At 67.5% G+C, this 10,342-nt stretch carries 5 protein-coding genes and 1 riboswitch; all 5 genes read right to left on the bottom strand.

Annotation, left to right across the window (positions count from 1 at the left end; genetic code table 11):
- Positions 1-55: 55 nt before the first annotated feature.
- Complete coding sequence (gene purH / locus QP415_RS09285) at positions 56-1,897, bottom strand: bifunctional phosphoribosylaminoimidazolecarboxamide formyltransferase/IMP cyclohydrolase (RefSeq protein WP_285099797.1); 1,842 nt, start codon at positions 1,895-1,897, stop codon at positions 56-58.
- A gap of 23 nt (positions 1,898-1,920) precedes the next feature.
- Positions 1,921-2,005, bottom strand: a riboswitch (ZMP/ZTP riboswitch).
- Positions 2,006-2,008: 3 nt separating this feature from the next.
- On the bottom strand, positions 2,009-3,526 hold the full coding sequence (locus QP415_RS09280; protein WP_285099796.1) for a cell division protein PerM: 1,518 nt from the start codon (positions 3,524-3,526) through the stop codon (positions 2,009-2,011).
- Between the two features lie 73 nt (positions 3,527-3,599).
- Positions 3,600-4,520 carry a succinate--CoA ligase subunit alpha gene (gene sucD / locus QP415_RS09275; RefSeq protein ID WP_285099795.1) on the bottom strand — a complete coding sequence of 307 codons (921 nt, stop codon included), beginning with the start codon at positions 4,518-4,520 and terminating at the stop codon, positions 3,600-3,602.
- A gap of 27 nt (positions 4,521-4,547) precedes the next feature.
- A complete protein-coding gene (gene sucC, locus QP415_RS09270; protein WP_285099794.1) occupies positions 4,548-5,735 on the bottom strand; it encodes an ADP-forming succinate--CoA ligase subunit beta in 1,188 nt (395 codons plus the stop codon).
- A 1,647-nt stretch (positions 5,736-7,382) separates the two neighbouring features.
- Positions 7,383-10,232 (bottom strand): UvrD-helicase domain-containing protein, encoded by a 2,850-nt coding sequence (locus QP415_RS09265; protein ID WP_285099793.1) that lies wholly within the window; start codon positions 10,230-10,232, stop codon positions 7,383-7,385.
- Between the last annotated feature and the right edge of the window lie 110 nt (positions 10,233-10,342).

The raw sequence follows: 10,342 nt of genomic DNA, 5'->3' as shown, positions 1-10,342 counted from the left end.
CCCCCATACCAGCCCGGACGGGCGCTCGCCCCCTGGAGCCCATGAACGGGAATAATTAGTGCGCGAAGTGACGCGTCCCCGTCAGGTACATCGTGATGCCCGCGGCATTCGCAGCGTCAATCGACTCCTGGTCACGCACCGAGCCACCGGGCTGGACAACAGCCTTCACGCCCGCGTCGATCAGCACCTGCAGACCATCAGCGAAGGGGAAGAACGCATCCGACGCAGCAACCGCGCCGATGGAACGCTGCTCGGGAGCCTCGGCCACAACCTCGGACGCGCGAGCACCGCCCGCACTGTCCACGTTGGACGCCGCCGCATCACCCGTCGAACGCGAGCCGAGCGTGTTCGCGCGCTCAACCGCCAGCTTGCACGAGTCCACGCGGTTCACCTGGCCCATACCCACGCCCACCGAGGCGCCATCCTTGACCAGCAGAATCGCGTTAGAACGAACCGCACGCACCGTGCGCCACGCGAACTCCAGGTCCGCCAGCGTCGCCTCGTCGGCGGGAGCACCCGCCGCGAGCGTCCAGTTCTCCGGAGAATCGCCCGGCGCGTCGATGTCGTCGCGCTCCTGGACCAGCAGGCCGCCGCTGATCTGCTTGAACTCGTACGAGCCGCGAGCCGGGGGCTCAACCTGCAGGACGCGCAGGTTCTTCTTCGCGCTCAGCACCTCGAGCGCGCCCTCCTCGTAGTCAGGGGCCAGCACGACCTCGGTGAAGATCGGGACGATCTGGCGAGCCAGCTCCACGCTCACCGGACGGTTCACGGCGATCACGCCGCCAAACGCCGACACGGGGTCGCAGGCGTGCGCGAGGCGGTGCGCCTCGGCCACGTCATCGGCCACCGCGATACCGCAGGGGTTCGCGTGCTTGATAATCGCGACGCAGGGGCGCTCGTGATCGTAGGCGGCGCGCAGGGCGGCGTCGCCATCCGTGTAGTTGTTGTAGCTCATGGCCTTGCCGTGCAGCTGGCGCGCGTTCGCGATGCCCGGCGCCAAGGCCTCGTCGTCGGCCTCCTCATCCTCGAAGGACTCGTCGATCTCACGGTAGACGGCCGCGCCCTGATGCGGGTTCTCGCCGTAGCGCAGCGACTCCACGCGCTCGAACGCGTCGGCGACGAACACGGGCATGCCCGAGGCCTGCCCCTCCTCCTCGGGGACCTCCACCACGTAGTCTTCCTCAGTCTGGTAGCCCAGCGACTCCAGGAACGCCGCGTCGGAGGCGTCCAGGTGGGTTTCGGCAGCCTCGTCGAGGGTCTCGCGCACATCCTCAAGATCCAGCTCGTCGGCAAACCAACCCGCGATCGCCAGGTCGTAGGTCGCCGTGTGCGCGAAGGCCTCGGCAGCCAGCTCGCGGCGCTGCTCAAGGGTGAAGCCCTCCCCCGCCACGGCCTCGGCGACATCCGCGTAACGCTCCGGAGAGGTCACGACCGCAACCGACGGGTGATTCTTCGCGGCAGCACGCACCATGGACGGGCCGCCAATATCGATCTGCTCAACGCACTCATCGAAGGACGCGCCCGAGGCAACCGTGTCCTGGAAGGGATACAGGTTGCACACGACCAGGTCAAACGCCTTGATCCCCAGCTGCGCAATCTGCTCGCGATGCGCAGCCTTACGCTGATCGGCCAGGATGCCGGAATGAATGAAGGGGTGCAGGGTCTTCACACGACCTTCGAGCACCTCCGGGAAACCGGTCACGTCATCGACCGGGGTGACGGCCACGCCAGCCGCCGCAATACGAGCGGCCGTGGAGCCCGTGGAGACGATCTCCACACCGGCCTCACCCAGCGCACGCGCAAGGTCCTCCAAGCCCGTCTTGTCATACACAGAAATCAGGGCCCGCTTAATCGGGCGCACGTCAATGGGTTCCAGGTTGTCCAGTGAGACGGACATAGTTCCTCCAGGTTGAGACCAAACCCAGGCGCCCAGGCGGGCGACGCCTCGCGGGAAATGCAGCCGCTCCCCGGTGGTCATCCACCCTCGCCAGTCGCGGCACCTCCCAGTCTAGTTCAGGCCCTCGCGCCGCGTCGCCCTCGTCTCGGGGTCATCCGCGTCACCCTCGGCCTGCGCGGACTCATCGTCCACGGGCTCGTCGGCGGCCGTTTCGCTAGCCTCCTCGGGCATCTCGTCCGCTTCTCCCCCATCGGCCTCCGCTTCGAGATTCTCAGCCCCGGCCTCGTCGGCACCGTCGTCCCCGGCGCTGTCCTCAGCGGAGTCGGAAGCCTCAGCCCAGGCCTCGTCAGTCGTCGAGGCGGCTGTGCCCACACGGGAGGCACGCTCGGCGGCGCGGCGACGCAAGGCCTCGCCCTCGTTGCGCACGCGGCCCGCGCCCTCGCCGAGGAGCGCACGCGTCGTCGGGTGGGTCGCCAACGCGATAATCAGCGCGGGCAGGGCAATCTCAAGCACGAGCGCCACAGTCGCCCACCCCACGCGCGGCCCCATCGACGCCAGGCGCACGGAGCCCAGGCTCATCGTCGCGCTCCACATCCACAGGGCCGTCACGGCCGCGACGATCAACGAGGCCAGAACGCCCTGCGCGCTCTGGTGCAGCAGGTGCTCACGACGGAACGAACGCGCCGCGACGATGCCCAGGCCAACCCCCAGCGCGATCGGCGCGAGAATCACCCACAGACCAGGAGCCGTCTCCGGGACAGCACCCAGCAGCGGAATCGGCGGAATCGGGCCAGTGCCCGCCACAGCCGGAGAATGCAGCGAATCGGTCGCCGTCAGGAAACCCGCACCCGACCACCACGCAGCCGCCCACGCCATGACCGTCGGCGCAAACGCCAGCTGGGCACCGACAATAAACGCCGTATCCGCGCCCGAGGCCGCCCCCAGGATCTCCTGAATCCCAGCCATCCGACCCCAACCAGCCACAAGCGCAACAATCGCGGCAACGAGCGACGCGCCCGCAAGCACCGCCACGGACAGGCCCCCCAACTTCAGGCCACCCGAAATCCAGTGCTGCATCGTCGGAGCCTCATGATCGCGCGCATACCCCGACGCAACAAACCACACCGAGCCAATCAACGGAATCAGCACGCCGCCAATCGTGCCCGTCCACCAGTGCGCATGAGTGCCCGACGTACCCGCGAGCAGCCAGGACGTCAAAAGAAAACCGGGCACAGCAAACAGCGCCGCACTGCGCGGGAAACCAGCCGTATTGCGCAGCAAGAGGCGCACAAGGACGATCAGCAGCGCGCCCGCCAGCGTCGGGATCGCACGGTAATGCACTCCCCCAACCACCGACGTACCGCCAATGACAGCCGCCCACAGGTCCCCGCCCAATCCGAGCGCGTCGCGCGGCGTCGTGTCATTCATCCACGTATTCGAGCGCAGCGTCAGGTAGGCGATCATCGCGCACACCGTGATGAGCGCCCAGCCCGCGAAGGCTGCCTCAACACCCGCGATCACTCCGCGTGCCCACCCCTGCGGGACGGCAACACGGATCGTCGCCCGATCCGCCACGTACGTGGTCGTCGTCCGCCGGGGGCTGGGTACTTCTCTGATGCGCTCGCTCACAGGCCCATAGTGTCAGAATCGGCCCGGGGCCGCGACGCTGCGCGCCGACCCCGGGCCGATTCGTGCTGTGACGTTAGCGCGAGAGGATCTCTCGAGCGATCTGTGCCGTCTGCGAAGGAGTGCGACCCACGCGCACGCCCACGGCCTCGAGCGCCTCTGCCTTCGCGGCAGCCGTGCCCGACGAACCGGACACGATCGCGCCCGCGTGGCCCATCGTCTTACCCTCAGGCGCGGTGAATCCCGCGATGTAGGCGACGACGGGCTTCGTCATGTTCTCCTGGATCCACGCGGCCGCGCGCTCCTCGGCGTCGCCGCCGATCTCGCCGATCATGATGACGAGATCCGTATCGGGATCCGCCTCAAACGCCGCCAGCGCATCGATGTGAGTGGTGCCCACGACCGGGTCACCACCGATGCCCAGGCACGTCGTGAAGCCGAAGTCACGCAGCTCGTACATGAGCTGGTAGGTCAGCGTGCCCGACTTCGAGACGAGGCCGAGGCGTCCCGGTCCCGTGATGTCCGCCGGGGTGATGCCCAGGTTCGCCTGCCCGGGCGAAATGATGCCGGGGCAGTTCGGGCCGATCAGGCGCACGCCCGCCGCGAGTGCGCGCTCGACGACAATCGTGGAATCCTGGACGGGGATGCCCTCGGTGATGAGGACGATCGTCTCGATGCCCGCGTCGATGGCCTCGAGGGCGGCGCCCTTCGCGAAGGCCGGGGGCACGAAGATGACGGAGGCGTTCGCGCCGGTGGCCTCGCGGGCCTCGGCGACCGTCCCGAAGACGGGGATCTCGACCTGTCCGTCGGTGACCTTGTCGGCGCCCGGGCCGTAGCCCTGCACGTCGAAGGTGACGGTGGTGCCGGCCTTGCGCGGGTTCGTGCCGCCCACGATGGCCGTGCCCGCGCTCAGCATGCGCTGGGTGTGCTTGCGGCCCTCGGCGCCGGTCATGCCCTGGACGATGACCCGGGTGTCAGAGTTGACGAAGATAGTCATGGTGATTCTCCTGGAATTCTCGGGTCGTTACTTCGACGAGGCCTGGGCTGCGAGCTCGGCCGCACGCCGGGCTGCACCGTCCATCGTTTCTTCCATGTGGACAAGCGGATGCGCGGCCTGGGCGAGGATCGCGCGCCCCTCCTCGACCTTGTTGCCGTCGAGACGCACGACGAGCGGCTTGGAGGCCGCGTCGCCCAGCGTCTCAAGCGCGCCGATGATGCCTCGGGCGACCTGGTCGCACGCGGTAATGCCGCCGAAAACGTTGACGAACACGGAGCGAACCTGCTCGTCGCCGAGGATGATATCCAGGCCCTTGGCCATGACCTCGGCCGAGGCGCCGCCGCCGATGTCCAGGAAGTTCGCGGGCTTCATGCCGCCGAACTCCTCGCCCGCCATCGCGACCACGTCGAGCGTCGACATGACGAGGCCCGCGCCGTTACCGATGATGCCGACCTGGCCCTCCAGGCGCACGTAGTTGAGACCAGCCGCCTTCGCTGCGGCCTCGCGCGGATCCTGCGCGGCCACGTCCACAAGCTCAGCATGACCAGGGTGACGGAAGCGGGCGTTGTCGTCGAGAGTCACCTTGCCGTCGACCGCCCACACGGAGCCATCCGGGCTGGAGACGAGCGGGTTGACCTCAACCAGAGTCGCATCCTCATCGCGGTAGACGGTCCACAGGGTTTCGAGGACGGGGGCGATCGCCTCCGTGGTTGCCTCGTCGAAGCCCGCCTCCTTCGCGATGTGGCGGGCAACCTCAGCGTCAATGCCAACGACCGGATCCAGCGGGACGCGGGCGAGGGCCTCGGGACGCTCCTTCGCCAGGGTCTCAATATCCATGCCGCCCTCGCGCGAGCACATCGCCAGGTGGCGACGGTTCGAGCGATCCAGCAGGATCGAGAAGTAGTATTCGGCGGCGATGTCCGCGCCGACAGCGATCATGACCTTCTTGACGATATGGCCCTTGATATCGAGGCCGAGGATCGCCTCAGCCTTCTCGTAGGCCTCGTCGGCGGTGTGGGCGAGCTTGACGCCGCCGGCCTTGCCGCGGCCACCGGTCTTCACCTGAGCCTTGACAACCAGCAGCGACGCACCCTCCGCGAGCAGCTCGCGCGCACCCTCGCGCGCCTCTTCGGGGGTCGACGCCAGGCGGTAGTCGAGCACGGGCACGCCGTGCTCCTTGAACATCTGCCGGGCCTGGTACTCGTAGAGATCCACCTTATTCCCTCCGTTGAACGTGGTGTGGTCAGCGCAATAATTCTACCGTGCAACCGGCACAAACGCGCCATTTCCTTACATTATGAAGGCTTGTCACGCCCTTGACCCGAGCGCGCTTTTCCTTTGACGTCGCTTTGCGTTGCGAGTCGTGTTGATGGGGTCGTGGGGCAGGTTGTCGACCTCGTTGGTGCGGGCTGGGCGTTCCCACTGCCCCGCATGATCACGTCCACGGCGACGAGGCCAGCTCTTGAGATGCAACTCAGCGTCATTCGGGTCCCACCAATTCGCACGTGGGCCCACTCATGCGCACGTGGGCCCGATGGTCTGCATGTGGGCAGCGCCGCCCACGCGCATATCTAGGGGTTGACATGCGCATCAAAGCGCTGACGTGCGTATCAAGGGGTTAACGCGCATCTTCAGCGGTTCACGTGCGACCAACACACCACGACAGAGACCGAATCCGCCAAAACGCAGACCCATTCAGCCACAACCGTCGTTATTTGACTGTTTTCACTCAATGGGTCTGCACTTTGGCGACCGCACCGCCTCGAACCGCGGCCGCGCCGCCATCAATCGGGGGGGAATTGCACTACACGGGGGTCCGACACGCCGGCGACACGCCGCCAGAAGGCTTCGTGTAGTGCAAAACCCCCACCGCCACCAGTGTCGAGCGCGCTGCAGGGGCGGGAGGGCCAGGCTGGGGCACCGGTGGGTGGCGGAAACCCGGCAACTGCACACACGGAAGGTGCCACGACGAAACAAATCTCGCCCAGCACGAGCCGCACGGCCCAACTTCCGGTACAAAACTCTCCCAGCACACCCGCCCTCGCCGCATTTCCGGTATAAAACTCTCCCTGCATGCCCGCCCTCGCCGCATTTCCGGTATAAAACTCTCCCTGCTCACCCGAAATGGCTCGATTTGACGCAATCTACGCATGCGGGGAGAGTTTTGTACCGTTTTCACCACCAAGAAGCCGAGCAGGGAGAATTTTGTACCGAACGCAAGGCAGAGACGGGGCTCGCCAACACAACAGCACACGAGGCCCCACCTGTGTGGAGGGTACCGGAGGATCCGGAGGGCACGGGCGGGCTTCGAGGCACAGAGCCTGGCCGCAGCACCCCGAGAGTGACGGCGATAACCACCCCAGAAAAAGTCGCACATAATTTCCGACGGTCATTTTTTGAGACCGCCTAAAAACGTTGCAATTCCAACGGCACGAATTCAATGTTTGAAGTAATCACAGGGGAATTACGTGCGAAATTACTGAGCGGCGGGGCGAGTCGATCACAGTGCTGACGAGTAGAGGGACAGCCATAAGCTACACAGGCCCCACAGGTATGGAGAACGCCGGAGGGCCTGGCCGCAGTGCCGGTGAATAACGGGGCCTGGCTGCGGCACCCGTGGGCGGCGGCAGGGCCTGGCCGGGCTTCGAGGCGACGCGCCGAGCCGAAGGCTCGCGGCGCGGACGGCTCGCGGGCGGGCCGCCACCCACGAGCGCATCAAGCAGCCCGGCCCACGAGACTGGCCACGCAGCGCCCGAAACACCCACGGGGCCACAAGCAACAACAAGCAGGAAGGCCGCCGCCCACGGGTGCATCAAGCGGCCCGGCCCCACAACGCAGCGGCCCGACCACAGCCGGGAAACGCTACGAGATCTTTTCCATCGGCGCCATGCGCACCAGGAGGCGCTTCTCGCCCAGGCCAAAGCGGATGCGGGCCACGGTACGCGGTCCCTCGCCTTCGATGCCGGTGACGGTGCCAGCGCCAAGGGTGGCGTGCTTGATGCGGTCGCCGACCTTGAGAGAGAGAACGGGCTTGTCGTCGGCGGGCTTCGCGGCGGGTGCAACGCCCATGCGCGTCACCTTGCGAACACCCGCGGGCTGCGCAGAGGCACCACCGCGCCCGGAGCCGAAGGCACCGGTGTCGGCGTCACCCCAGGGGTCGCGCCCCGCGGAGCTGCGCGAACGCCCGTAGGAACCCGAGCCGTAGGAACCCGAACTGTAGGACCCGGACCCGTAGGAACCGCCGTAGGACGCGCGCATGCGCTCCCCCGACGTGGCCGCACGGCGTACGTCGAGCAGCTCGGCGGGGATGTCGTCGAGGAACCGCGAGGGCGGCATCTCCTGAGGCGTCCCCCAGGCGCTGCGCACGGCTGCGCGCGTGAGGTAGAGGCGTTCGCGCGCACGCGTGATGGCCACGTACGCCAGGCGGCGTTCTTCTTCCAGCTCGCTCTCGTCGCCGAGGCTGCGCTGGTGCGGGAAGGTGCCGTCCTCCATGCCGGTGACGAACACGACCGGGAATTCGAGGCCCTTCGCGGTGTGCACGGTCATGAGGGTGACTTGTCCGCCGCGCTCACCCTCCGCGGGCACCTGGTCCGAGTCGGCCACGAGGGCGACGCGCTCGAGGAAGTCCGCGAGTGTTCCACCCGGAGCGTCAGCCGCGAAGGCTCCCGCGACCGAGTGCAGTTCCGCCAGGTTTTCCACGCGCGAGGCGTCCTGCGGATCTTCGCTGCGCCGCAGCTCGGCCAGGTAGCCGGTATGGTCGAGGACCTCTTCGAGGATGTCGGCCTGGGATGCGCCTCGCGCCTCCGCAGCGCGCAGGGTTTCGATGAGTCCCCAGAAGGCGGCCGCCGACTTGGCGGCACGCGGGGTGATCCCCAGGACCTCGGGCACGCTCTCAGAAGACACAGAAGACACAGGGGACGAGGCCGGGGCCGCAGCGCTCTCAGCCGCAGAACCGCTCTCACCAGCAGTCTCGCCCGCAACCGGAGCCTCCCCCGCTGCCCCACCCGAGGATGCAGGATCGGAAGACCCAGCCGAGGCCTCGTCCGCGGAAACGGGAGCGGCGAGCGCGTCGAGGTCGATCCCCTCGCCTTCGCCCGCGGGGCACCCGGCGCGCAGCCACAGGTGACGCAGGGCTGCACCAAAGGAGATGCCGTAGTGGGCGGCGTGCGCGGCGATGGCCTCCTCGGCTTTGGCGCCGATGCCGCGCTTGGGGACGTTGAGGATGCGGCGGGCTGCGACGGTGTCGTCGGGGTTGGAGATGACCTGGAGGTACGCCAGCGCGTCCTTAATTTCGCGGCGCTCGTAGAAGCGCGTACCGCCGACGACGCGGTACGGGATGCCCTGGCGCACGAGGAGTTCCTCGAGTGCGCGGGACTGGGCGTTCGTGCGGTAGAAGACCGCAATGTCGCCCCATTCGACGCCGGAATCCGCGAGGCGGTCGATCTCGCCGACGACGAATCGGGCCTCGTCGTGCTCGGAATCGGCGGCATCCAGCGTGATAAGCGCGCCGTCGCCCGAGGCCGTCCACAGGTTTTTCGCGCGGCGCCCCGTGTTGCGGGCGATGACCGCGTTCGCGGCCGACAGGATGTTCTGCGTCGAGCGGTAGTTCTGCTCGAGCAGGATCGTGCGAGCGCCCGTGAAGTCGCGCTCGAACTCCTCGATATTGCGGATCGTGGCGCCGCGGAAGGCGTAAATCGACTGGTCCGAGTCACCCACGACCGTCAGCTCCGCGGGCATCACCCCATCGGATCCATCTCCCACGAGGGCGCGCACGAGGACGTACTGCGCGTGGTTCGTGTCCTGGTACTCGTCCACGAGAATGTGTCGGAAGCGCCGGTGGTAGTGCTCGGCGATCAGCGGGTTGTCGCGCAGTAGCTCGACCGTGCGCATGATGAGGTCGTCGAAGTCCAGCGCGTTCGAGGCGCGCATGCGCTTGTCGTACTCAACGTAGGCGTCGGCGACGATGCGCGAGACCGGGTCCTTGCCCGCCGTTTCCGCGTAGCGCGCCGGGCCGATCAGCTCGTTCTTCGCGTCCGAAATGCGCGCCGCCACCATCTTTGGGGTGAAGCGCTTAATGTCCACGTCCTGGGCTTTGAGGACCATCTGGATGAGGCGCTGGGAATCCTGGGCGTCGTAGATCGTGAAGGACGAGGACAGGCCCGCCGCCTCGTGCTCGTAGCGCAGCAGGCGCACGCACGCCGAGTGGAAGGTCGACACCCACATGCGGCGCGCGTCGTCACCCACGAGGGCGCCCGCGCGCTCGCGCATCTCGGCAGCCGCCTTGTTCGTGAAGGTGATCGCCAAGATTTCCCCCGCCCGCGCGCGGCCCGTGGCCAGCAGGTAGGCGATGCGATGCGTCAGGACGCGGGTCTTACCGGAGCCCGCGCCCGCCAGGATCAGCAGCGGTGAACCCGCGTGGGTGACGGCCTCACGCTGGCGGTCGTTGAGGCCGCGCGTCAGCGACTCGGGGTCCACACTCGGGCGCGAGGGGCGCTCCCAGCCGGACGAAAAACCACCCGAGGACGCGGGAGGCTCCCACGCCGACGGCGCACCCGACGCCCCACCCGGCACGGCGATCTCCGGCCACGCGTCGGAGCCCAAGGCGTCCTCCACATCAAAGGCGGGCACCTCCGGCGGCACGTAGTCGTCCTGAAGACCCACATCGGGGCCGATCAGGAAACCAAGGTCAGGCAAAGAAGTCGCGTCACTCATCGCCTCCAAGGGTAAACCGCCCCACCCTCACCTGCGACCCCCGCCCCGGGTGGCGCCAACCACGAAAGGCGGCATACGACGAGGCCGGGGCCTCCCCGCGCTGTTGCGCG

The organism is Pauljensenia sp. UMB3104, assembly GCF_030217285.1.
In the GTDB taxonomy this organism is placed as follows: domain Bacteria; phylum Actinomycetota; class Actinomycetes; order Actinomycetales; family Actinomycetaceae; genus Pauljensenia.
The sequence above is the reverse complement of the archived record's forward strand: the minus strand, read 5'-3'. Positions and strand labels throughout refer to the sequence as shown.

Coding starts and splice junctions, on each gene's coding strand:
- QP415_RS09265 (WP_285099793.1), bottom strand. CDS start 10,232: ATGAGTGACGCGACTTCTTTGCCTGACCTTGGTTTCCTGATCGGCCCC.
- sucD (WP_285099795.1), bottom strand. CDS start 4,520: ATGACTATCTTCGTCAACTCTGACACCCGGGTCATCGTCCAGGGCATG.
- purH (WP_285099797.1), bottom strand. CDS start 1,897: ATGTCCGTCTCACTGGACAACCTGGAACCCATTGACGTGCGCCCGATT.